Annotated in this window: 21 protein-coding genes and 2 pseudogenes; 11 read left to right on the forward strand and 12 right to left on the reverse strand. The window is 38.1% G+C overall.

Annotated elements, in window-relative coordinates:
- Positions 1–42: 42 nt before the first annotated feature.
- The gene (locus tag V4B17_RS02300; RefSeq protein ID WP_455479890.1) at positions 43–198 is read left to right on the forward strand and encodes a hypothetical protein; all 156 of its coding nucleotides are present in this window, start codon (positions 43–45) and stop codon (positions 196–198) included.
- Positions 199–674: 476 nt separating this feature from the next.
- The gene (locus V4B17_RS02305; protein ID WP_455479891.1) at positions 675–797 is read left to right on the forward strand and encodes a hypothetical protein; all 123 of its coding nucleotides are present in this window, start codon (positions 675–677) and stop codon (positions 795–797) included.
- A 348-nt stretch (positions 798–1,145) separates the two neighbouring features.
- On the opposite strand, the gene rnr is transcribed toward V4B17_RS02305, so the two are convergent.
- The gene (rnr, locus tag V4B17_RS02310; RefSeq protein WP_455479892.1) at positions 1,146–3,434 is read right to left on the reverse strand and encodes a ribonuclease R; all 2,289 of its coding nucleotides are present in this window, start codon (positions 3,432–3,434) and stop codon (positions 1,146–1,148) included.
- A gap of 16 nt (positions 3,435–3,450) precedes the next feature.
- On the reverse strand, positions 3,451–5,997 hold the full coding sequence (gene topA / locus V4B17_RS02315; RefSeq protein ID WP_455479893.1) for a type I DNA topoisomerase: 2,547 nt from the start codon (positions 5,995–5,997) through the stop codon (positions 3,451–3,453).
- A 264-nt stretch (positions 5,998–6,261) separates the two neighbouring features.
- On the opposite strand from topA, the gene V4B17_RS02320 reads away from it, so the two are divergent.
- Positions 6,262–6,468 carry a hypothetical protein gene (locus V4B17_RS02320; protein WP_455479894.1) on the forward strand — a complete coding sequence of 69 codons (207 nt, stop codon included), beginning with the start codon at positions 6,262–6,264 and terminating at the stop codon, positions 6,466–6,468.
- Here the strand turns inward: V4B17_RS02320 and dprA are convergent.
- The 4 genes from dprA to V4B17_RS02340 are packed head-to-tail and all read right to left on the reverse strand — an operon-like array spanning position 6,398 to position 10,500.
- Positions 6,398–7,618 (reverse strand): DNA-processing protein DprA, encoded by a 1,221-nt coding sequence (dprA, locus tag V4B17_RS02325; RefSeq protein WP_455479895.1) that lies wholly within the window; start codon positions 7,616–7,618, stop codon positions 6,398–6,400. The two genes, V4B17_RS02320 and dprA, sit on opposite strands and share 71 nt — an antisense overlap.
- On the reverse strand, positions 7,593–8,225 hold the full coding sequence (gene plsY / locus V4B17_RS02330; RefSeq protein WP_455479896.1) for a glycerol-3-phosphate 1-O-acyltransferase PlsY: 633 nt from the start codon (positions 8,223–8,225) through the stop codon (positions 7,593–7,595). The genes dprA and plsY overlap by 26 nt, the downstream gene beginning before the upstream one ends.
- A gap of 17 nt (positions 8,226–8,242) precedes the next feature.
- Positions 8,243–9,538 carry a dihydroorotase gene (locus V4B17_RS02335; protein WP_455479897.1) on the reverse strand — a complete coding sequence of 432 codons (1,296 nt, stop codon included), beginning with the start codon at positions 9,536–9,538 and terminating at the stop codon, positions 8,243–8,245.
- Complete coding sequence (locus tag V4B17_RS02340) at positions 9,535–10,500, reverse strand: aspartate carbamoyltransferase catalytic subunit (protein WP_455479898.1); 966 nt, start codon at positions 10,498–10,500, stop codon at positions 9,535–9,537. Before V4B17_RS02340 ends, V4B17_RS02335 begins: the two co-directional genes overlap by 4 nt.
- A 126-nt stretch (positions 10,501–10,626) precedes the next feature.
- Here V4B17_RS02340 and V4B17_RS02345 point away from each other — a divergent pair, with 126 nt between their 5' ends.
- Positions 10,627–12,255, forward strand: coding sequence for an acyl-CoA dehydrogenase family protein (locus tag V4B17_RS02345; RefSeq protein WP_455479899.1), 1,629 nt, complete (start codon positions 10,627–10,629; stop codon positions 12,253–12,255).
- Here V4B17_RS02345 and ruvX read toward each other — a convergent pair.
- Positions 12,240–12,719, reverse strand: a complete 480-nt coding sequence (ruvX, locus tag V4B17_RS02350) for a Holliday junction resolvase RuvX (RefSeq protein ID WP_455479900.1) — start codon at positions 12,717–12,719, stop codon at positions 12,240–12,242. The two genes, V4B17_RS02345 and ruvX, sit on opposite strands and share 16 nt — an antisense overlap.
- A 116-nt stretch (positions 12,720–12,835) precedes the next feature.
- On the opposite strand from ruvX, the gene gatC reads away from it, so the two are divergent.
- Together gatC and gatA are read left to right on the forward strand one after the other, a co-directional pair.
- Entirely contained in the window at positions 12,836–13,123 is a 288-nt protein-coding gene (gene gatC / locus V4B17_RS02355) for an Asp-tRNA(Asn)/Glu-tRNA(Gln) amidotransferase subunit GatC (RefSeq protein ID WP_455479901.1), read from the forward strand.
- A gap of 31 nt (positions 13,124–13,154) precedes the next feature.
- A complete protein-coding gene (gatA, locus tag V4B17_RS02360; protein WP_455479902.1) occupies positions 13,155–14,639 on the forward strand; it encodes an Asp-tRNA(Asn)/Glu-tRNA(Gln) amidotransferase subunit GatA in 1,485 nt (494 codons plus the stop codon).
- A 104-nt stretch (positions 14,640–14,743) separates the two neighbouring features.
- Here gatA and V4B17_RS02365 read toward each other — a convergent pair whose 3' ends face one another.
- The 5 genes from V4B17_RS02365 to V4B17_RS02385 form a co-directional block, all read right to left on the reverse strand.
- Positions 14,744–15,454 (reverse strand): ABC transporter ATP-binding protein, encoded by a 711-nt coding sequence (locus tag V4B17_RS02365; protein ID WP_455479903.1) that lies wholly within the window; start codon positions 15,452–15,454, stop codon positions 14,744–14,746.
- Positions 15,441–16,223, reverse strand: coding sequence for an ABC transporter ATP-binding protein (locus tag V4B17_RS02370; protein WP_455479904.1), 783 nt, complete (start codon positions 16,221–16,223; stop codon positions 15,441–15,443). The genes V4B17_RS02365 and V4B17_RS02370 overlap by 14 nt, the downstream gene beginning before the upstream one ends.
- The gene (locus tag V4B17_RS02375; protein WP_455479905.1) at positions 16,220–17,278 is read right to left on the reverse strand and encodes a branched-chain amino acid ABC transporter permease; all 1,059 of its coding nucleotides are present in this window, start codon (positions 17,276–17,278) and stop codon (positions 16,220–16,222) included. Before V4B17_RS02375 ends, V4B17_RS02370 begins: the two co-directional genes overlap by 4 nt.
- Positions 17,278–18,354 carry a branched-chain amino acid ABC transporter permease gene (locus V4B17_RS02380; RefSeq protein WP_455479906.1) on the reverse strand — a complete coding sequence of 359 codons (1,077 nt, stop codon included), beginning with the start codon at positions 18,352–18,354 and terminating at the stop codon, positions 17,278–17,280. Before V4B17_RS02380 ends, V4B17_RS02375 begins: the two co-directional genes overlap by 1 nt.
- Positions 18,355–18,469: 115 nt before the next feature.
- A complete protein-coding gene (locus V4B17_RS02385; protein WP_455479907.1) occupies positions 18,470–19,603 on the reverse strand; it encodes an ABC transporter substrate-binding protein in 1,134 nt (377 codons plus the stop codon).
- A 318-nt stretch (positions 19,604–19,921) separates the two neighbouring features.
- Between V4B17_RS02385 and V4B17_RS02390 the strand changes: the two genes are divergently transcribed.
- From V4B17_RS02390 to V4B17_RS02410, 5 genes and pseudogenes are all read left to right on the forward strand, one after another.
- Positions 19,922–20,497: a cold-shock protein gene (locus V4B17_RS02390; protein WP_455479908.1), complete on the forward strand. Its 576-nt coding sequence runs from the start codon at positions 19,922–19,924 to the stop codon at positions 20,495–20,497.
- 250 nt (positions 20,498–20,747) lie between these two features.
- Complete coding sequence (locus V4B17_RS02395) at positions 20,748–21,254, forward strand: DUF192 domain-containing protein (RefSeq protein ID WP_455479909.1); 507 nt, start codon at positions 20,748–20,750, stop codon at positions 21,252–21,254.
- Positions 21,251–22,024, forward strand: coding sequence for an alpha/beta fold hydrolase (locus V4B17_RS02400; RefSeq protein WP_455479910.1), 774 nt, complete (start codon positions 21,251–21,253; stop codon positions 22,022–22,024). Before V4B17_RS02395 ends, V4B17_RS02400 begins: the two co-directional genes overlap by 4 nt.
- 228 nt (positions 22,025–22,252) lie before the next feature.
- Positions 22,253–22,468 (forward strand): annotated as a pseudogene (locus tag V4B17_RS02405) (helix-turn-helix domain-containing protein); the annotation flags it as partial.
- Positions 22,469–22,664: 196 nt separating this feature from the next.
- A pseudogene (locus tag V4B17_RS02410) lies at positions 22,665–23,004 on the forward strand (hypothetical protein).
- Positions 23,005–23,059: the final 55 nt, after the last annotated feature.

The following is a 23,059-nucleotide window of genomic DNA, read 5'->3' on the forward strand; positions in this document are numbered from 1 at the left end:
GTTCGGTTTTTGTATTTGCAACGGTCAAGTTTTAGCGGCAAGGTGGTAAAGCGCACATTTGGCGTTGAAACGAGCTGTGGTGCACGGTTTAATTATTTTAAGGTTGAAGCGTCATTAGAGCTTCTTTGCCAGCGCTTGGCAAGGGTTGCGATTGAAAATACAGATTGGTCAGACTTTATTCTTCGCTATGATAAATAAAACGTTTTGTTTTACCTTGATCCGCCTTATTGGGGTGCTGAGAATTACTATGGAAAGGATTTGTTTAAACGAGAAGATTATCAGGTGATGGCTACGATTCTTGCGTATTTCTTTAAATGACGTACCAAAAATTCGGAAAACCTTTAGTCAATTTCATATAAAAGAGGTCACCACATCTTATTTATGTGGCAGCTCAAATAATGCTATTGCTAAAGAACTGATCATCACAAATTGCGATTTTTAATAGAAAAAAGACTCTTTGAAAGGCCTGTGAAGATCTTTTAAAGCCACCTTGAAAACCCTGTGAAAAAAATCAATTGCTGCAAAATGAGGTGGCAAGCTGCATCCTAGAAAGCTCAAATACCCTATGGTCATCACAAGAAATATCGCTTGAGAAACACTAGGTGTAAGGTGATTCAAGAAGTGAAGAAGGCTGCAATAATTGTAGCGATTCCACAGACTATTCTACATAGCCAATGGCATTATTTGAAATATCTTTCTCGCTTATAAAAATTGAAACAAATCGTGTTCCTATTCTCAATGCCGTTTCAACAGTACCAATAGTTGTGATAGCTGCAATGATGGCACGCGAAGAATGATTTTGAAGGATCAAAACTTTTTTATCATAAGGATGGCTTAATCCTGCCTTTGTTCATTCAATTGATGAAAAATTGATTTGGAATGAAAAAAGTAAAAATCTATTCAACCTATCCGTTGTAATTTTTTAATTCATGTAATGTGAAGAGTGTTTCAGATTTTTTACACGTTTGTTATTGATTAAAAAACACGGCCTTATATGCTAAAAAAGCTAATTGTACAAATACACAATAATATAATGATAGTATATTGTAAATCATTTTTTAGTTATCGCTATCTTGTATTCTCAAAGATCTGATTTAAAGAAGTAGAGACAACGATTTTATTTATCTCATAGGTTTTTAAGATTTTTAGTCCATGTTTCTCTTTCCATAAAAAGCATTTTTTCGTTTTTTCATTGTAAATTTGCGTTTATGATAGGAAGTGGATAAAAAGGCTAGTGGACGAGGTTTTGTTAAAAGCTCAAAGCACATAGCACCAGCAAGAGGCTGCACAGTTACAAGTCTCACCTCTACTCTATCACTTAGTTGATAACCTTTATGACTACGATTTCCGACAAGAGTATGTTGTATTTCATCGAAACAGTAATAATCATTTTTAAGTGTAGAAATAGGCACAAAACCATCTGTGTTAAGTTTATCAAGTGAGATAAAAAGACCCGCTTTTGTAACACCAGAAATACGGCCTGTAAAAATACGGCCGATTTTGTTCATTAAATAGTGTGCGACAAGCCTATCAATGGTTTCTCTTTCAGCCATCATTGCACGACGCTCACATAAAGAAATTTGTGTGGAAATTTCTGTAAGATTTTGTTCCTGTATATTTGTTAATTGGTTATTTCCTAGTTTTAGGGTTTTAATAAGTGCTCGATGAATAATAAGGTCAGCATAGCGACGGATCGGAGATGTGAAATGTGTGTAATTATGCAAGTTCAAACCAAAATGTCCTATATTTTTAGGATTATATTCAGCTTGAGATTGTGTGCGCAAAATTATCTGATTGACCAATTCTTGTTGTTCGGTATTTATGACTTTTGCTAAAATGCTATTAAGGCGTGTTGATGTAAGCTCTGCATCTCGAGGAAGGGATATTTTCAAACTTTGAAGAAAATTTCTCAATGTTTCTTGCTTTGCAAGAGAGGGTTTGTCATGGACACGATAAATAAGAGGCTGATGATGTTCTTTTAATGTTTCACAAGCAGCAATGTTTGCTTGTATCATAAATTCTTCAATCAAACGATGTGATTCTAGATGTGATTCATTCACAACGTCTTTGAGGCATCCATTTTTATCAAGAATAATCTTTCTTTCTGCTATTTCTAATTCTAGTGGTTGTCTACGATTACGCGCAATTTTTAGGCACTCATAAGCTTGCCATAATGGTTGCAAGACACTCTCTGTAAAAGAAGCACTTTTTTCATTTATATCTCCCTCAATTGCTAATTGTACTTCTTGATAAGAGAGTTTGGCTACTACACGTATCATAATTCGATGAAAACTATGTTTTAGTTTATTACCATTTGCATCAAAAATCATACGAACAGCTAAAGCTGGTCTCTCTTTTCCTTCACGCAGAGAACATAAATTATTAGAAATTTTTTCTGGAAGCATTGGCACAACGTGATCAGGGAAATAAACAGAATTACCCCGTTTTAATGCTTCTTTGTCTAGAGCGCTTCCTTCTTTGATATAGTAAGAAACATCTGCAATTGCGACAACAACAATCCAACCGCCGCAGTTTGTTGGATCTTTATCCTTTGTTGCATAAACTGCATCATCATGGTCTTTTGCATCTGGTGGATCAATTGTAACAAGCGGCAATTGCCGCCAATCTTCTCGATTTTCTATGTTTGCAGGTTTTATATGTTTTACTTGCTCAAGGATATCTTTAGGAAAAATGTAAGGAATTCCTTTTGAAAGAAGAGAAATCATTGAGAGTGTTTTTTCGCTTCCAATGTGCCCTAAAACATTTTTTATTTGGGTGCTCTTCAATCCATATCCAGTATTTTTTTTAATTTCGACTTCAACAAGATCACCAGATTCTATCTTTATTTTTGAAGACATATCAGAGGTATCAATAATGAGTTCATTCATTTTTTTATCTATAGGTTCAAGCCGCCATTGGTCAGTTTTTAATCTTCGTACAACACCAAATATACTCTTTGGAGACACATCAATTTTACGGATAATTCGTCCTATATAAGGGGAGATTTGAGAAGTTTTATGTCTAAAAATTTTTACAAGAATATGATCTCCAACACCAATACTTGCTCCTTTTATGCGATGAGAAGGGCATATCTTAATACTCGGTTTTTGACCATCTTCCCACTCAAGAGGTTTTGCAATAAACCCACCATCTTTATTTCGCTCGCTAATCTTTACTAAAGAAACAGGTGGTAATTTTTTTTTGTTAATTGCCCTTTTATGCTGTTTTGATATGAGATTTTGCCTTTTCAATTCACGCAATACATCCCTTAACCAGATACGAGAATCACCTTTTAAGCTAAAAGCTTTGGCAATTTCACGTTTACTTGATCGGTCAGGATTTTCATTAATAAAGGAAAGAATTTTTGCTTTATTAGGCAGCTGTTCCATATTGAATGACTGCAAATATTTTGTTTTCTTTTCACCTTTAGCCAAGATTTATATCTCTTTTTTAAGAAGAAGTTTTGTTTGAAGTTCTTTTTTTGCTAGATGCCTTAGCTGATATAAGTTCCAATGCTTCTGAAAGTGTTACACTAATTGGATCTTTATCTTTTGGCAATGTTGCATTAATTTTGCCCCAATTAACATATGGACCATAACGTCCATCGCGCACAGTAACTGTTCCACCATCTGGGTGATTTCCTAATGTTGCGAGTGCTGCTGGTGTTTTTCTGCTGCGTGTTGTTTTATTTTCTTGTTTTTCAGCAAGCACTGCAACAGCACGGTTGATACCAATATCAAAAACTTCGTCCGCATGAAGAAGGGGGGCGGATTTGCCATTATGTGTAAGGTAGGGACCATAGCGTCCAATTGTGGCTGTGATTGTTTTTCCTGTTTCAGGATGGATGCCAATTTCACGGGGCAAGGATATTAAGGATAAAGCTTTATCAAGAGTTATATTTTCTGCTTGCCATTCTTTTGGTAGCCCTGCACGCTTAGCTTCTTTGCCTTCACCAAGTTGAATGTAGAGACCAAAACGACCATTGCGAAGAGAAATATCTTTTCCTGTTTTAGGATCGACACCAAGGACAACAGGTTCATCGCTACGCATTATCTCATTCTTTTCTGTTGAGTCTGTTTCAAGTTGGCGTGTATATTTGCATTCTGGATAATTAGAACAGCCAACAAATGCACCATAACGTCCTAGCTTTAATGATAATTCACCGTTTTTACAAAGAGGACAAGAGCGGACACTACTTCCGTCCTCACGGACAGGAAAAGCGAGAGGTGCTAATGCCACATTTAAAACATCAAGAACATTGGTTATACGGAGTTCTTTGATGTTGGTAATAGATGCATTAAACCCCTCCCAAAAATCGCGCATTACATCTTTCCAAGAAAGTTTTCCATCTGATATAAGATCTAGTTGTTCTTCAAGATCAGCTGTAAAACCATATTCTACATAACGATTAAAGAAATTTTCAAGAAAGGCTGTAACAATACGTCCTTTTGCATCAGGAATAAGTTTTCGTTTATCAATCACAATATATCCACGATCACAAAGTGTGGATAATGTAGATGCATAGGTCGAAGGGCGACCAATTCCCAGCTCTTCAAGCTTTTTAATTAAGGAGGCTTCAGAATAGCGATGAGGTGGTTCTGTGGTATGTTGTACAGCTTCAACCTTTTCTTTTGTAAGCGCTTCACCAGCATTAATTTGCGGCAAACGCATTGCTTCATTTTCTTCACTGTCTTCTTCTTCTCGTTGATCAGTGTATACAGAAATAAATCCATCAAAACGAATAACAGAACCCGTTGCACGTAAATTTGCGTGGTTTTCTCCTTGCTGTGCTTCAATTTCAACAATTGTGCGTTCAATTTCAGCAGAACGCATTTGGCTAGCAATAGCGCGCTTCCATATCAATTCATAGAGCTTTGCTTGATCGTTATCGAGAAAATTTCGTACGTGACTGGGGATGCGTTGAAAATCGGTTGGACGAATGGCCTCATGTGCTTCCTGTGCATTTTTTGCTTTTGTTGAATAAAAACGTGGCTTTTCAGGAATATAGTTACCACCAAAGGATTCATGAATTACTTTTCGTGCGGATTCAATGGCTTCTGGTGCTATTTGTACACCATCGGTACGCATATAGGTAATAAGCCCTGCCATTTCACCATTAATTTCAATACCTTCATAAAGTTTTTGAGCAATTTGCATGGTGCGAGAGGCTGAAAAACCTAATTTTGAAGAGGCTGCTTGTTGTAAAGTGGATGTTGTAAACGGAGGAGAAGGATTTCTCTTTGTTGGCTTTGCTTCAACACCCAATGTACGATATTTTGCTTCCTCCAGCATAAAACGAATTTGATCTGCTTGTTGCTGAGATTGAATGTCAAGTTTGCCAATCTTTTTTTGATTAAACATTATTAATTTTGCTTGGAAATCATCATTTCGGATGGTTTTTAAGTCTGTTGTAATGGACCAATAATCTTCTTTAATAAAATGTTCTATCTCTGATTCTCGATCACAAATAATACGCAAAGCAACAGATTGAACGCGACCAGCTGAACGTGCGCCAGGAAGTTTACGCCACAAAACAGGTGAGAGCGTAAAACCGACGAGATAATCAAGAGCACGACGTGCAAGGTAAGCATCCACAAGTGATGTATCAATATCGCGTGGATTGTTCATGGCATCAAGCACAGATTTTTTGGTGATAGCATTGAATACAACCCGTTTAATGAGTTTATTTTTTAAAACTTTTTTTTGACGAAGAATATCAAGAATATGCCATGAAATAGCTTCCCCTTCACGATCAGGATCTGTCGCTAAAATGAGGCTATCGGCTTCCTTGACGGCTTTTGCTATTTCATTCAAACGCTTAGCAGCAGCAGAATCGATGCTCCATTTCATAGAAAAATCTTGATCGGGTAGAACGGAGCCATCTTTTGCAGGCAAATCACGAACATGTCCAAATGATGCTACGACTTTGTATTGAGATCCAAGATATTTATTAATTGTTTTTGCTTTTGCTGGAGATTCAACGATAACGATATTCATAATTTTACCCGAATGTTGAAATGAAAGTTTTTTTATAACTCTCTTTCATGCGAATAGCTAATAGCAATTAGTTAAGAGCATATAAAAAAATATTAGCCATATAAAAAACACTAATATTGTACAACTTATGATTGTTATTGTTAAAATATACCCTATATGAAACTATATAATTTGTTTTTCATCATTAATACAAAAACATGCGGCAAAATACTAAGAGAACATCTATTGAGAAGTAGGAGGGGAAATGCTCAAGGATAGAGGATTATGTTTGTAAATCATTTAAAAGTTATCCAATATATTACAGATATGTCAGAACAAATGAATCAGATGGCACGTCAAGCGCATAGCCCGCTTTTAGCGTTGCTTTTGGATATGGCCGCCAAAGAAGGGCAGAGCATTATTAATAGTGCCGAAGCTCTTGGGGAAGATCCAGACTCGACAATGAAACATAACCACCAGAGTGTCGAATAAGCTTCCCAGCAAGCTCGAGCTCTACCAAAAAAAGATAAAGGTTTGAGAGTGAAACACCTGAATGGGTGCGGAGAGTGTCTAAATCAATTGGGGTTGTAGAAAGGGCGGAAAGGACAGCTGCGCGTTCTCTTTCGTCTCCAACACAAGAGGATCTGCTGTTTTTTTCATTAGGTACGCTCAAATTATCTTTTTCAAGCTGTAGAGAGACGGATTTTTCTTCCTCAAAAAAATTGAGTTGGGAATGAATGGCCGCTGGAGTTAGTGGTGTAAGCGTTTCTATGATATCAGAAGGATGTGTGGTTAGCAGAGCACCATCCTTAATGAGGTTATTTGTGCCAATAGATCTCGGATCAAGTGGAGAACCGGGAATGGCAAAAGTCAATCGTCCCATTTCTGCAGCTTGGCGTGCGGTAATTAAGGATCCTGATCGCAGTGCGGCCTCTATAACCAAGAGGCCAAGCGATAGGCCTGCAATAATGCGGTTTCTTCTCGGGAAATCGATAGCGCGCGGCTTCCAAGAAATGGGCATTTCACTGATAATTGCTCCACCGTTGCTAATAATATCTTCGTGGAGCTTTTTGTTTTCAGGAGGATAGATGTGATCAATTCCACCAGCCATGACTGCTACTGTACCTGTTAATAAGCTCGCTTGATGCACAATGCTATCAATTCCACGAGCGAGTCCAGAGATCGTTGTAAAACCAGCATCCCCCAGACAATGAGCAAATTGAGTAGCGAGTTTTTTGCCAGCTGCAGAGGCATTTCGAGAGCCCACAATTCCAACAGAAGGTTTCTGAAAAGCTGCAACATTGCCTTTTATAGTAATAAGGGGCGGTGAGGATTCTGTCACCTTAAGAAAAGCTGGATAATCTGGTTCTCCTACACCGACAAAGCGAATACCAAGCCTCTCGGCTTCTTGTATTTCCTTTTCTGCTTCTTCTATTGTTGCTATTCGAACAGATGCAGGAAGGCCACCCTTTCTACTAAGCTCAGGAAGTGCCTCTAGAGCAGCTTCTGCTGTTTTGTAATGATCAATGAGATTGCGAAAACTCACTGCTCCAATATTTTCACTGCGCAATAACCGTAACCAATTTAGACGTTGACGATCAGTGAGTAAGATTCCTTTATTTATCCCCGTTTTGAGTCCCAATCTTACTTTCTTTCCCGACTAATAATCTAACGATATTTGCGTAATGCTTTATATATACAAATACGCTCATTACAATCAGCATAAAATAAAAATAAGGATTAGAAAAGTAAAAAACAAATACCGCAGTTATAATAACAGCAACGAGTGCGGATAATGAAGAATAGCGTGTAAATAGAAAAATCGCCATCCACACAACGATGAAAACAATTGCTGCCGGCCAGTAGACCCCTAAACACACACCAAGATAGGCAGCAACGCCTTTACCACCTTTAAATTTCAACCATACAGGAAAAAGATGCCCCAAAAAGGCAAAAAAACCAGCTAGGGAAACAATGATATTGTTTTCTGTTGGGGAACTTAAAAATTTTACAATAAGAATAATAACAGTTCCCTTTAACATGTCGCAAAGAAGCGTGAGAGCTGCAATTTTTTTATTTCCTGTCCGTAGAACATTTGTAGCTCCAATATTTCCAGAACCAATTGTTCTGATATCGCCAAGTTTGGCCAATCGCGTAAAAATCAAACCAAATGGGATTGATCCCATAAGATAGGATATCAGAAAGATAAACCATACATAAAACTGAAAAAGCACTTCACTTTCATTCATTAAAAATCTCATTAAGTTTATTGATCAAGTTTAAAAATTGATTGTCCTTTAACAAAAGTTTGAACAACACGTCCTTGGAAGCGTGCCTTCTCAAAAGGCGTATTTTTTGAGCGTGAGTACAGCTTCTTTGCAGAAACTATCCATGGATCCTCAAGATCAACCAAAATAAGGTCTGCACGAACACCTTTTTTGAGTGTGCCTGCGTCAAGGCCAAAGAGTTTTGCAGGCGCTGTTGATAAAAGTTCCGTTAATCGTAGAAGAGATATAGTTTCATCATGATAGAGGCGTAAAGCGGCACTCAATAAAGTTTCCATACCAACGGCGCCTGCAGCTGCATCATTAAATGGTAAACGTTTTGTATCAAGACTTTGAGGATCATGAGAAGAAACGATAATATCCACTGTTCCATCTTTTACTGCCTCAATCATTGCTATACGATCTTCTTCTGTACGCAATGGAGGCATAAGACGGAAAGAGGTATGATATTCACCAATGTCATTTTCATTAAGAGACAAGTGATTAATGGATACACCAGCTGAAATTTTTTCGCTGCGTTGCTTGCTTATACGAAGTGCTTCAGCAGATAGTGCCGTTGATATTTGTGCGGCATGATAGCGTGTTTGTGTTAATACAGCTAAGCGTAAATCTCTTTCGAGTGGAATAACTTCCGCTTCGCGAGGAATTCCAGCAAGACCAAGCCAACTCGCCAGCAATCCCTCATTTATAACACCTTTTCCTATAAGGTCTTTATCCTGTGTCTCATGCATCAATGGAACACCAAAATCACGTGCATAAGTCATTGCACACCGCATAACAGATGAGCTTTGAAGAGTATTCTTTCCTTCACAAAATGCGATGGCTCCTGCATCTTTTAACAAGCCAAATTCGGTTATTTTTTGTCCGTTGAAACCTTGAGTGATTGCAGCAACAGGATAAATATTGACCAATGATATTTCTTGTGCCGTACGCGTAATGAATTTTACAAGCGCTACATTATCGATAATTGGATGCGTATCTGGCATCATAAGGAGAGAAGTAACGCCACCTGCTGCTGCAGATTGGCTTGCTGATGCAATTGTTTCACGATGTTCATTGCCTGGTTCTCCAACAAAAACACGGGCATCAACAAGTCCGGGAAGAATTGCTTTGTTTTGTGCATTAATAATTTCAGCTTCTGCGGGGATTCCTTGATTTAGTGCTTCTTTTCCAGCGGCTGCAATCAGTCCATTTTTAACAATGACAGTGCCAATTTCATCAATTGTGCGTGAAGGATCAATAATACGGGCATTTTGAAAAACTATTGGCTTCGTCATTTTTTCTCTCCACTTGCTTTAAGGCGTGAATCTAATAAAGCTTCCATGACAGCCATACGCACAGCGATTCCCATTTCTACTTGTGTATGAATCATACTTTGTGATCCATCTGCTATATCAGACGCGATTTCTATACCACGGTTTATTGGGCCAGGATGTAGAATAATACAATCATTTTTAGCATAGGATAAATTTTCTTTATGCAAGCCAAAATAATGAAAATATTCACGAATGGAGGGAATAAAAGAACTTGCCATACGTTCATGTTGTAAGCGTAGCGTCATAATGACATCAACACCTTTAAGACCTTCTTTCATTGTATTAAAAACCTCGACACCCATTTCGGCAATACCTGTGGGTAAGAGTGTGGAAGGAGCAACAGCACGAATCCGAGCTCCCAAAGCATTGAGACTAAGAATATTGGAACGCGCAACACGTGAGTGTAAGATATCTCCACAGATTGCAATAGTTAATCCCTCAATATGGCCTTTTGCTCTTTTAATGGTCAGAGCATCTAATAAAGCTTGTGTTGGATGTTCATGGGCACCATCACCTGCATTAATGACACAACAATTCACTTGTTGCGCCAACAAATCAGCTGCCCCGGCACAACTATGACGAATAACGAGTATATCTGGTTTCATCGCATTGAGAGTTGTGGCTGTGTCAATCAATGTTTCCCCTTTTTTTACAGATGAATTGCCAATAGCTATATTCATCACGTTTGCTCCTAACCGTTTACCGGCTAATTCAAAAGAGGATTGTGTACGTGTGGAAGCTTCGAAGAAAAGATTGATTTGAGTACATCCATACAACGTAGATTTTGTTTTATAAATTTTTTTAGAGAGGTTGACATTTGCATCTGCGCGATCAAGCAAGATAGTAAGGTCTCGGACATTCAAACCTTTAATACCTAAAAGATGTTGGTGGGGAAAAAGGGGAAAAAAAGTATTTTGAGTCATAGCATTCTTTTCTATCTCTCTCTAAACAAGTTAAACAAGCGTTTGTTTGAATATAATAAATGTTTTTTAACTGCAAAACGACAAATAGTCTATGATATGAATGATTTGAATAATAGGAATATGCCTATGAGTGCTGTGTCTGGGCAAAATGCCCGTAAAAAAAATGCGTTTCTCAGTGATATGCTTATGTTTCGTATTGCTTCTACTTTGCCTAAATTTTTATTAGCAAGTTTTGAAGAAATAGGAGACTTTGTAGCGAGTCGTGGAGCATGGGAGCTCTCTTTGTTGGCGAATCGTTATCGACCTGTGTTGCGTTATAGCGATGAATGGGGACAGCCAGCAGAAAAATTGGAGATGCATTCCTCTTATCAAGCTCTTCAACAATATTCTAGACAAGCTGGTTTGGTCACTTCACTTTGGGAAAATACTTCTTCAGAAAATGGGGTGCGCTACCAAGCGCGTGCTATTCGCTTGGCTTTATCTGCTGGCTTAGAAACAGGTCATTTGAATGAGGTTATTATAACAAGCGCGGCTATTGCTGTCTTAATTGGTGATATTGAGCTTTTTAAAAAATGGCAAGATGTACTCTTATCACGCCAATATGATTTATCGTCAAAGCCTTTTAATAGCAAAAAAGCAGCTTCTCTTACCTGTGCTTTTGATGATGTTGAACAATACGAAAAATACTCTTCCGATTTTCCAAATGTTAAGAAGATTTCTTTTGATGAAAAAATAGGGCGTGATCTGTATCGTTTAAATATTGTAAAAACCAATGTTGTTAATCCTATAGTGGATGGATATCTTGTGAGTGCAGACTTAGACGGTCATTTAAGCTGCTTTTTAGTTCCACGTGTACAAGAAAATGGTGCATTAAATGGCACGATATCGATTCGTCATTTACTGCAGCGTTCCGGAGAATCTTTAACCCCAGAGGGCGTTGTTGGTTTTCAGGGTAGTTATGGTTGGCTTTTGGGTAAGGTAGGAGAGGGAGCTAAAGTCATTAAGGATATCGAAACAATGATGCGTTTTGATCACTCTGTTGTATCAGCAGGTGTTATGCGGGCTGCACTTCAATTTGGTATAGATTTTTTTCGGCAAAAAATGCCAGATCAGCCTTTACCACCACTGACAGAGCGTATTTTTGCAGATATTGCACTGGATATTGCTGCTGCACAAGCATTGGTTTTACGTTTAGCGCGAGCATTTGATAATGCTGTAAATAATCGCTCTGAAGCAGCTTTTGCACGGATTATGACACCTATTATTGCTTACCACGTGAGCCAATTGGTCATGCCTATTATTGGTGAAATTATTGCACAAGTTGGTATTGAAAGTTTTGTAGAGGGCAATCCATTATCACAAATGTTGTGTAATGCTCCTGCACGGATTGTGAGAAATAATTCTGCCAATCAATTGGTAAAGGATGCAATTCTGATAGCTGAAAGAGCACCGGGATTATTTCAAAAGTTGTTAGAAAAAATTGCTGTTGATATTGGACCAGCTGGACCACGAGCAATTGAGATTATTAAGTCTGCTGTAGAAATGGCATCGGCAAATGAGGGAACAGGAAGATTCTTTGTTGAACAAGTAGCATATGCAGCTGCAGCTGCATCATTACGCTCTACAGATATAGAACATGTGGCAAATGCTTATATGGAAAGTCGACTTGGGGGACAATGGAGATCTTCTTATGGGATGCTAATTGCACGATATAATACAGGACATTTGTTAAATGTTCTTTACCCTTCCATATGATGAAGATTTTGGATTCTGTTGAGAGCGCCCTGCAATATGAAGGCGGCGGCGGCAGAATCAATTCGTGCTTTTCTTTTAGCACGCGATACATCCATTTCTAGAAGAGAGCGTTCTGCAGCAATTGTTGATAAGCGTTCGTCCCAAAAAACAAATGGAATTTTCGTATGTGTTTCCATATTGCTGACAAAAGCTCTGGTGGATTGAACACGAGAGCCGATTTTTCCATTCATATTAAGAGGTAAGCCAATGACAGCAACTCCCACGTTTTCACGATCAAAAATTTTTATAAGTGTGTGAGCATCTGCCATAAATTTTTTTCGTTGAAGTACAGGACGCAGATTTGAAAAAGTTAGCCCCATATCAGAAACTGCAATTCCGATAGTCTTTGTTCCCAAATCTAAACCTGCTATTACTTGCCCAGGCAAAAGATGTGACATAACTTCATTGATGTTAATAATAGTCATACAGTTTATAATTTAAGTCTTTTTGTGCTTCAGGTTATCAATATTCTTGCGCTTGTAAACGCAGCCTTGTATAGCCAATACACAAATGTAAAAATAAAAAAGCAGAAAGGCATAGTATGTCTGTTGATCAAGAAACAGTCAAGCGGGTAGCACATTTAGCGCGTATTGCTGTCCATGACGATGAAGCAGAACGTATGACAAAAGAACTTAATGTCATTTTAGGTTTTGTAAAACAATTAAATGAAGTCGATGTCAGAAGCGTTGAACCATTAACATCAGTGATGCCAATGGCTTTACGAATGCGTGAAGATAGTATCACAGATGGTGATATAGTAGCAGATATTGTAGCAAATGCACCTGTTATGGAAGAAAATTTCTTTCTTGTTTCAAAAGTCGTAGAGTAATTTTTTGTATTTTGAAAATTTGAGAACAAATATGACCAATTTAACAACTCTTACAATTGCACAAGCCCGTGAGGCCCTCATAAAGAAAGAATTCAAAGCTATTGAATTAACAGAATCTTATTTAAAAGAGATCGAATTGGCTAATCCAACTTTGAATGCCTATGTAGCAATAACAGCAGAGAAAGCACGAGAAATGGCCGCTAAATCAGATAGCCGATTGGTTAGAGGGGAGGGGAGAATTTTAGAAGGAATTCCACTAGGAATTAAAGACCTTTTTGCGACATATGGTGTTCATACGCAAGCTTGTTCACGTATCCTTGATGGTTTTAAACCGCATTATGAATCAACTGTAACGGCTAATTTATGGCAAGATGGAGCCGTTATGTTAGGTAAGCTTAATATGGATGAGTTTGCTATGGGGTCTTCCAATGAAACATCATATTATGGTCCAGTTGTGAATCCATGGAAAAAAAATGATTCTAATGAAAAATTAGTGCCTGGTGGTTCTTCAGGTGGCTCTGCAACTGCTGTTGCAGCGCGGATTTGTGCTGGTGCAACAGCAACAGATACAGGCGGTTCAATACGCCAGCCAGCAGCATTCACTGGGACGGTAGGAATTAAGCCAACTTATGGACGTTGTTCACGGTGGGGAACCATCGCTTTTGCTTCATCACTTGATCAAGCTGGGCCTATCGGGCGAGATGTTCGCGATTGTGCTATTTTGCTTAAATCAATGGCTTCTTTTGATGTAAAAGATTCTACTTCTGTTGATTTACCAGTACCTGATTATGAAAGATACCTTGGTCGATCAATTAAAGGAATGAAAATTGGTATTCCAAAAGAATACCATATGGAAGGAATGTCTCCTGAAGTTATTGACCTTTGGCAAAAAGGAATGAATTGGTTAAAAGAATCGGGTGCTGAAATAAGCAATATTTCGTTGCCCCATACAAAATATGCTTTGCCTGCTTACTATATCGTCGCTCCTGCAGAAGCATCTTCTAATTTGGCACGTTATGATGGTGTCCGTTTTGGTCTCCGTATACCAGGAAAAGACGTTATTGAAATGTATGAAAATACCCGTTCAGCTGGTTTTGGTGATGAAGTCAAACGGCGTATTTTGATTGGTACTTATGTTCTCTCATCAGGTTATTATGATGCTTATTATTTAAAAGCCCAAAAAGTACGAACATTGGTAAAGCGTGATTTTGATCAATGTTTTGCTTCCGGCATTGATGCTATCCTCACCCCTGCAACACCAACACCCGCTTTTGGCATTGCTGATGAAAAAATAAAAAATGATACTGTGGCAATGTATCTCAATGATATTTTTACTGTACCAGTTAATATGGCTGGTTTGCCAGGTATTTCTGTTCCTGCAGGTCTCTCATCGAATGGTTTACCACTAGGATTGCAATTGATTGGTAGGCCTTTTGCTGAGGAAATTATTTTTCAGATAGCGCACATTATAGAACAAGCAGCAGGCGTGTTCAGCGCAGCAAAATGGTGGTCGTAAAAAGCCAAAAATTCTATGAAAAGAGCCTCGTAAAAAGGCATCACTTTTAAATTAGGGAAATTTTTTAGAAGGGATGTTATTGGTTTTTAAACGCTATGTATTTCTCATCCACCAAGATATGCTTCTTTAACACGGGGATCAAAAAGCATAGTTTTGCCTTCACCGTGAAATAAAACATGTCCTGCTTCCAGAATATAAGCATAGTTAGCAATAGAAAGTGCTGCAAATGCATTTTGCTCAATAAGAAGGATAGTTTTTCCCATATCGTTAATTTTTCGGATAATTGAAAAAAGTTCCTTTACAAGAATTGGTGCTAAACCCAGAGAGGGTTCGTCTAATATTATCATGTCAGGATTGCTCATGAGTGCACGGCCAACAGCAAGCATTTGTTGCTCACCACCAGACATCGTTCCTCCCAATTGTTTTGCTCTTTCACGTAGGCGTGGAAAGAGATCAAATACCCACTCAATATCACGAGCAATTCCTATCTTATCATGGCGACTGTAAGCACCTAGGTATAGATTCTCTAAAACAGTGAAATGGGGCATAATGCGTCGTCCTTCAGGACTCAGGGCAATACCCAATCGCAAAATTTTTTCTGGTGATTTTTTAATAATTGATTCGCCTTTGTACGCGATTTCCCCATACACAGATCGGTTAAGTCCTGTAATAGAGCGTACAATACTGCTTTTTCCTGCTCCATTAGCACCGATTAAAGTCACTATACTTTCCTTTTTTATAGACATAGAAAGGCCTTTGATAGCTTTAATGGCACCATAATGAACATGAAGATTTTTGATTTTAAGAATATCCATAAACATCTCCGCCAAGATAAGCTTCAATAACTTTAGGGTTGTTACGGATTTCATCTGGTGTACCATTGGCAATACAACAGCCGTATTCCATTACCCAAATATATTGGCAAAGCCCCATAACAACTTTCATATCGTGTTCTATAAGCAGAATTGTAAGATCAAAGTCTTTCCGTACTTTTGCTATGAATTTTCTAAGGTCTTCACTTTCTTGTGGATTCATACCAGCAGCGGGTTCATCAAGAAGAAGCAATTTAGGTTTAGTTGCTAGAGCGCGCGCAATTTCTAGACGCCGTTGCACACCATATGGAAGAGTCGCTGCAGATTGATTGGCAAGATGATCAAGTTGTAGCCGTTTTAGAAGTTCCATTGAATTTTTATAGACTTCTCTTTTCTCTTTTATTGCTTTTGAAAAAAACAGTGCTGAGGAAAACCATGGATATTTTTGACGAACATGAGCTCCCACCATAACATTTTGCAAAACCGTTAATCCTGAAAAAAGGCGAATATTTTGAAATGTTCGTGCAATATGGCGCCTGCAGATAATATAAGGAGGAGCTCCAGAAACTTTTTTGTCATCAAAAAGAATTGTTCCACTAGTGGGAGCATAAAATCCGGAAACCATATTAAAAACGGTTGTTTTTCCAGCTCCATTCGGACCAATTAATCCAGTGATTTTTCCCCGTTTGATTACCATATTAATGTTATTTACAGCAATCAAACCTCCAAAACGCATTACGATGTTATTGAGTGAAAGGATGGTATCGCTCATAGCTTTCCCTCAGTATTAGAGAGCTTTTTGCGTGTCAAAAAGCTATAAATGCCATTCCATGAGAATTCACGTTGCCCTAATAATCCTTTCCTCCAAAATAAGATAATTACCAGCAATAAAAGAGAAAAAACGACCATACGAAGCCCCGGTGTTTCTGGAATATGTACAAAAGCTAAGTCAAAAGGACTTTCAATAATGCGAAGCCATTCAAGCATGACTGTAATAATAACGCTCCCAATAATACTTCCTGTAATTGAACCAAGCCCACCAGCAACAACAATCATCAAAATATTGAATGTTAGAAGAAAATTAAACATTTTTGGATCGATAGTTGAAATAAGAGCAGCCATCAATGCTCCTCCTATACCTGCAAAAAATGCACCAATAGTAAAGGAAAAGGTTCGGTAGAAAAAAGCATTAACCCCCATTGTTTTCGCTGCGATTTCATCATCACGAATAGCACACAATACATTACCAGTATTGCTCCGTAGTAAGAGAATAATAAAGATCACTGTAAATGCTAACCAACCATAGTTCCACCATAACGTTGCATTTTGAGGTATTCCTTTGATTCCTAAAGAGCCATTTGTTAGGGATGTTGCATTCGTAATGACAATGCGAATAATTTCTGCAAAACCCAATGTTGCAATTCCAAGATAGTCGCCACCAAGACGCAATACAGGGAGGGCAATCAATAAACCCACAACAGCAGTACATAGACCGCTCACAACAACGGTAATAAAAAAAGGCAATTGTAGATGAAGCAACGGTTCAGCTATAGGTTCAAGAATCCACATCATTTCTTTTTGTTCAGGGGAAAGAAGTAAAATTGCACACACATAAGCACCAATGGCCATGAATCCTGCATGTCCAAGAGAAAACATACCGGTAAAACCATAAATCAAATTAAGCGAAATTGCCAATATCGCATTAATGGCAATAAGATTGATGATACGAAGTGTGTAGTTGTTAAAATTGTTGTCAGCATAAAACAAAAAACCAATAAAAATCAAAATACTGATACAGGACAAAAAAGTCGTTGCTGATTTTGCCATTAAATTTTCTCCTGGCTTTTTTTGCCCATTAATCCAGTGGGCATTACCAATAAAATCAGAATCAATAAAATAAAAGCGAAAGCATCTCTGTATCCAGATAACGCGGGAAAGAATGCGATAATCATAACTTCAATAAACCCTAATAATAATCCACCTAACATCGCTCCTGGAATCGATCCAATACCTCCAATAACGGCAGCTATAAATGCTTTGAGTCCAGGAAGAACACCCATATAAGGCTGAATTTGAGGATAGCGTAGAGACCACATAATGCCCGCGATAGCGGCAAGTGCTGAGCCTATCCCAAACGTGAACGCAATGACTTTATTGACAGAAACACCCATTAAACGAGTCGTTTCGATATCGTGTGAGATTGCACGCATAGCAAGACCAGGTTTTGTTTTATGGATAATCCACAGCAGTAACACAATAAGAAGAAATGAAATGATGGGAACTATCAGAGACATGGGAGCAATTCTAATGATTCTATCTGTACCTGATCCTAAATGCCAGAAAAACGGTGTCACGAGAAAATCAGGCTGTTTCACACCTTTTGGGACACCGCTAAAGAGTACGGTAGCAAGATTTTCAATAAAAAAGGAAACTCCTATTGCACCGATAAGTGCTGAGATACGCGGAGCATGGCGTAGAGGTTTATATGCAAATTGATCAACAGTAATACCTACCGCACTTGTAATAAAAATTGAAAAACAGAGAGCTAAGACCCAAATCGGTGCAAAATCTTGTGGAGAAATTTTTAAATAATAAATGAATCCTAAAGCAAGAATTAAAAAAACAGCGATCCAATAAATTGGAGGGCGCTTTTTGTATCCTATAAACACCGAATAATAAATGAGAACTGCTAATAGCAAAAGGAGAAATGCAGCCCAAGCAGGCATAAAGCTAATTGTGGAAAAGAAAACAAAATATGCTCCCAACATAAAGATATCACCGTGAGCAAAATTAATGAGTCTCAGTATACCATAGACCATGGTGTAACCAATAGCGATAAGCCCGTAAAGGGATCCTAATGCCAGTGCATTGAAAAAATATTGGATGAACATTTCAGTGCTCATCTCTCGTCCTTCCACATTTATTAATTCATACAGGATAAAATAAGAAACTCTCAGATTTAGTTGAAAAAAATCCCCAACCAATTATTGTATTTTCATTAACAAAATTTCTGACTTTTCAAAAAGCAGGTTTAACTTCATCTAAATAAACACGTTTTCCGTCTTTTATCTCAATTATACCAATAGAAATTTTAGGGTTATGATTTTCATCCATAGACATATCACCAAAAGGTGTTTGAAAATCTTTTAATTTGCTAAGTTCTATCGTGATTTTTTCACGATCAGCACTACCAGCATTTTCAATAGCTTTCATAAACATCATGTAGCTGGTGTATCCCAAAACAGAATTGATATTTGGCTCTTTATCGGGATAAGCTGTTCTCCATTCATTTGTAAATTCTTGCGCAGCTGCTGACATATTTGGCATGTTTTCACTGTAGGGCAGTGTTGTATGTAAGAAGCCTTCTGCGGCTTTTCCAGCAATTGTAACAGTTTCTGGATTATCCATAGCATCTCCACCCATAATTTGAAATTTTGCACCTAGTTCGCGCGCTTGTTTCATGATAATAGCACCCTCAGAAAAGTAGGATGGAATAAACAAGATATCAGGTTTTTGTGCTATAATCTGCGTTAAAACAGCTGAAAAATCCTGATCACCGGAATTGTAGTTTAAATTTGAGATAACTTCGCCACCTAATTTTTTGAAAGCACGCGTAAAATAATTCGCAAGGCCAATCGCGTAGTCGCTTGATATATCTTTGAGTATAGCTGCCTTTTTTGCGTGTAAAGTTTGACTTACATAGGTTGCAATTCCTATACCTTGATAGGAATCAATAAAGCAAGCGCGAAAATAGTATTTTTTATCTTGTGTAATAAGCGGATTCGTCGAGGAAGTTGCAATAGTTGGAGTTTTTGCTTTTTCCGATATTTCTCCACCAGCCAAAGATAGTGAAGAACCATAACTACCTATGATTCCATTAACATTTTCACTTGCAGTTAAACGCATGACAGCGTTGGCAGCCTCTACTTTATCAGATTTATTATCAATAACAATAAGTTCTACTTTACGCCCCAATATTTCGGGGATTTTTTTATGTGCTAACTGTATGCCTCTAATTTCAAGCTGACCCCCAAATGCATTTTGACCACTTAATGGAAGATAAACACCAATTTTAATAGGTTCAGTCGCATGGACATTCGCTACAAGTGCCATGATAACTACAAAGCTGGTAAGGATTTTTCTCAATTGCATCACGCACTTTCCTTAGTTTGGTTGTAATTTTTGCACCTTATCTTGAACTTCTCTATCATGCAAGTTATGCATTTGTGCATAAAAATATTTGTGTGAAAAAGCTTTATATATTGGCTTTTTTTTCAGCGACCCACTGTAAAATATATGGAGCGTACGATCAAATACTTTTGTGAATATTCGTGTTGATATTAACACTGAGAGGTACGACAATATGGGGAAATCTTATCTTGGGGCTTGCGTGTTGATGTAAAAGCAATGTTTACTTAGGTGTAGAGAATCAATATCGTGCAATTTAAGGCTACAGGATCACGTTTTGTTATGACGAGTAAAGATGCATTAAAAGATTGTTCCCTATCTGAGGACAGTATAGGTGCTTGTGGTGAGATTATTGAAGTTAGTGGTGTCATTAAGTGGTTTGATGGTAGTAAGGGATATGGCTTTGTTGTACCTGATTTGCCGAATTTTCCAGATATATTATTGCATATTACGGTGATGCGTAGGGATGGTTTTCGGACAGCTTTAGAAGGTGCTAAAGTTGTCTGTGCTGTAGAAAAAACTGAGCGGGGATTGAAGTGCGTTCAAGTGAAATCCATAGATTATTCTTCGGCAGTTCATCCGTCAGAAATTCCGGCCCGTACACATGTTGTTGTGACTCCAGAAAGTGGTTTAGAGCGTGCAATTGTTAAATGGTTTAATCGCGATAAAGGTTTTGGTTTTCTTAGTTGTGGGCAAGGAACAGAAGATATTTTTGTTCACATGGAAACGTTACGTCGTTTTGGTTTGGCAGAGCTCCGTTCTGGTCAAGTTGTTCTTGTGCGTTTTGGTAAAGGGGAAAAGGGCTTGATGACAGCAGAAATTTATCCGGATATAGGGATTCCATTTGCTACGCATTGAATTGCAGTATTGAAGTTGTATAGTCTTTCTTTTTTAAGAGAGGCATCAGTGGCAGTAAGAAGTATTGAATTTGGCATGTGCAAAAAAACGTGTCTGTAAAGTTATAAATTAAATGAAGCGAATTGAGCGAATTGCCAGTATTGCATCGAGAGCGATGAGAAAGTTTCATCCCTTCTTTTTTGTTTTTTAAATCTTAGTGATTTTTATTTTGCGCAACGGAGTTAAATAGTTTTCTGTGGTATGGATAAAAATGTTAAAGCCTTTTAAAAGAGGGTGCGTCGTTGTGTTGGCGCTGTTTTTTATGTTAGAAGTGGGTGTAGCTGTAGCAAAGAATCCCGTAGTGATTCCCGTTCATCCAGTTCCTTTAGAAATACAAACAAAACAAGGTACGATCTCTTACAACGTAGAGATTGCTTTTACGCCATCCCAGTCGGTTGCTGGTTTGATGTATCGCACCGATTTTCCGCGCGATCGCGCAATGCTTTTTAGAAATCAGGTAAAGGATAAGCAAGAATTTGTTATGTGGATGGCGAATACACCTTTACCCTTAGATATGATTTTTTTGAACGCTGATGGGGTTATTGTGTCGATTGTTGAACAAACTTCACCATTTTCAACGGACAGTATTTCATCAGGAGTACCTGCAACTTTTGCACTTGAAGTTAATGCCGGTGAAGTTTCTGAAAAAAAAATACAGAAGGGACAGCGTGTTATTCATCCTGCTATTTGTGGAAAGTGTGAAGGTGATAAAAAATGATAGCGGAAAATATTCATTTTTTTGAATATAATGGTTTGCGATTTGCTTATCGAGAAGAAGGGCAGGGAACTCCTATTTTGTTAATCCATGGTTTTGGATCTTCTGCATGGGTGAATTGGTATGCAACAGGTTGGTTTCGTACTCTTACCGAAGCGAGATATCGTGTTATTGCCCTTGATAACCGCGGTCATGGAGATTCTGCTAAAAGTTATGATCCTTCTTTTTATACACCTCAAGCTATGGCGGGTGATGCAGTAAGATTATTGCAGCATTTAGAATTATCTAAAGCACATGTCATGGGATATTCTATGGGGGCTCGAATTAGCGCATTTATGGCTCTTTTGTATCCAACATATGTACACAGCGTTATTTTTGGTGGCTTAGGTATTGGTATGGTAACAGGAGCTGGAGATTGGCAACCTATCGCTGAAGCCCTTTTAGCAGAAGATATTTCTACTATTACCAATCCACGTGGTTTGATGTTTCGTAAATTTGCAGATCAAACTAAAAGCGATAGACGTGCTTTGGCTGCTTGTGTCATCACATCAAAACAGGAGTTAACAGCATCTGAGGTTTATAAAATTAAACAACCTACACTTGTTGCCGTTGGTTCATTAGATGAAATTGGCGGTGCAGCAGAACCTTTAGCTGCTTTGTTGCCTCATGGTGAAGCGTTGCCAATTCCCGATCGAGATCATATGCTTGCTGTGGGAGATAAGGTCTATAAAAAAGGCGTTATCGATTTTCTTTCTCGTTATCCTATCATATAAAATGTTCATAAATTTTAGAGCTCGCAAAGATGTCTAGTGTTTTTTATCTTGAATAAAAGTAAAAATCTTATTTATTAGTTTAGCTATTGGGATACAAATTCTGTGAAAGTGTAGGAGAAATAACAGTAAATCCCCGTTGGCTTATTTATAGGAAGCATAACCCCTTTTTATAGACGAAAGGGATCTACTTTAGAAGTAATCAAAGAGGATTATTTTTAATTTGTACAATCGAAATCCTATCAAATACCGTCTTCCAGTGTTTAGCACATTTTGACACGGTCAAATGAGAAAACCGAACGAGCCATTACCGATTTTATTGGCTTGCCCGTTGAGCAAATTTTTGCTGACCGCTATCCAAAAAGTCGCAGTCGCATATTCAAAGCAGCAAAACATGCCGATGTGGATTCACATACACATTCCCCACTGCGCGGTAGTGCCGCTTGAACTTGTTACACAGCTTTGCATGTTAAACGCATTTGCCGTGAATTTGGACACCATAAGATAAAAAAGTTTATCAATTTCTAAACATCAACACAAAATAGAAAAGATAAATCCTACACAGTTGTATCGTCAGTCAGATGATTGAATGGTTTTGTTTTTTAGATCAGCTGGTGCTTCCATTCTCCTTATAGGGGGGATTATGGTTGCTGCTTGTAATTTATGGACCCCAGATGTTGAAGCGATATCGTTAATTCTTATTCAGAAATTGAATGTTTACAGGTGATGCTTTCCTATTCTTTAAAAGCAGTGAGTAGCGATTTTAAGCATGTACAGATCCGATATAATTATTGATCCTCCGCATGGCTTATTTGATGCGGCATTAGCACGACAGATTGTTGATTCATATTCTATATTATCAGTTTGAGGTGCCGCGGCGACGTGTTGTTGCCATACAAGCACGACAGCGGACTTCTATTTATCTGTCTTTGCAGGTGATTAATCGACGTTTGGAAGAACCTGTTTTTGCGAAGGCTTATTGAAGGTGGGAGGGGTGTGCGATGGATTTGTTTTTTTAAGAAATGGAAAAGGCAGAGG

The organism is Bartonella sp. B23 (assembly GCF_053793815.1).

Coding starts and splice junctions, on each gene's coding strand:
- V4B17_RS02305 (WP_455479891.1), top strand. CDS start 675: ATGGCATTATTTGAAATATCTTTCTCGCTTATAAAAATTGAAACAAAT.
- topA (WP_455479893.1), bottom strand. CDS start 5,997: ATGAATATCGTTATCGTTGAATCTCCAGCAAAAGCAAAAACAATTAAT.
- V4B17_RS02320 (WP_455479894.1), top strand. CDS start 6,262: ATGTTTGTAAATCATTTAAAAGTTATCCAATATATTACAGATATGTCA.
- plsY (WP_455479896.1), bottom strand. CDS start 8,225: ATGAATGAAAGTGAAGTGCTTTTTCAGTTTTATGTATGGTTTATCTTT.
- V4B17_RS02335 (WP_455479897.1), bottom strand. CDS start 9,538: ATGACGAAGCCAATAGTTTTTCAAAATGCCCGTATTATTGATCCTTCA.
- V4B17_RS02340 (WP_455479898.1), bottom strand. CDS start 10,500: ATGACTCAAAATACTTTTTTTCCCCTTTTTCCCCACCAACATCTTTTA.
- V4B17_RS02345 (WP_455479899.1), top strand. CDS start 10,627: ATGAGTGCTGTGTCTGGGCAAAATGCCCGTAAAAAAAATGCGTTTCTC.
- ruvX (WP_455479900.1), bottom strand. CDS start 12,719: ATGACTATTATTAACATCAATGAAGTTATGTCACATCTTTTGCCTGGG.
- gatC (WP_455479901.1), top strand. CDS start 12,836: ATGTCTGTTGATCAAGAAACAGTCAAGCGGGTAGCACATTTAGCGCGT.
- gatA (WP_455479902.1), top strand. CDS start 13,155: ATGACCAATTTAACAACTCTTACAATTGCACAAGCCCGTGAGGCCCTC.
- V4B17_RS02365 (WP_455479903.1), bottom strand. CDS start 15,454: ATGGATATTCTTAAAATCAAAAATCTTCATGTTCATTATGGTGCCATT.
- V4B17_RS02370 (WP_455479904.1), bottom strand. CDS start 16,223: ATGAGCGATACCATCCTTTCACTCAATAACATCGTAATGCGTTTTGGA.
- V4B17_RS02375 (WP_455479905.1), bottom strand. CDS start 17,278: ATGGCAAAATCAGCAACGACTTTTTTGTCCTGTATCAGTATTTTGATT.
- V4B17_RS02380 (WP_455479906.1), bottom strand. CDS start 18,354: ATGAGCACTGAAATGTTCATCCAATATTTTTTCAATGCACTGGCATTA.
- V4B17_RS02385 (WP_455479907.1), bottom strand. CDS start 19,603: ATGCAATTGAGAAAAATCCTTACCAGCTTTGTAGTTATCATGGCACTT.
- V4B17_RS02390 (WP_455479908.1), top strand. CDS start 19,922: ATGACGAGTAAAGATGCATTAAAAGATTGTTCCCTATCTGAGGACAGT.
- V4B17_RS02395 (WP_455479909.1), top strand. CDS start 20,748: ATGTTAAAGCCTTTTAAAAGAGGGTGCGTCGTTGTGTTGGCGCTGTTT.
- V4B17_RS02400 (WP_455479910.1), top strand. CDS start 21,251: ATGATAGCGGAAAATATTCATTTTTTTGAATATAATGGTTTGCGATTT.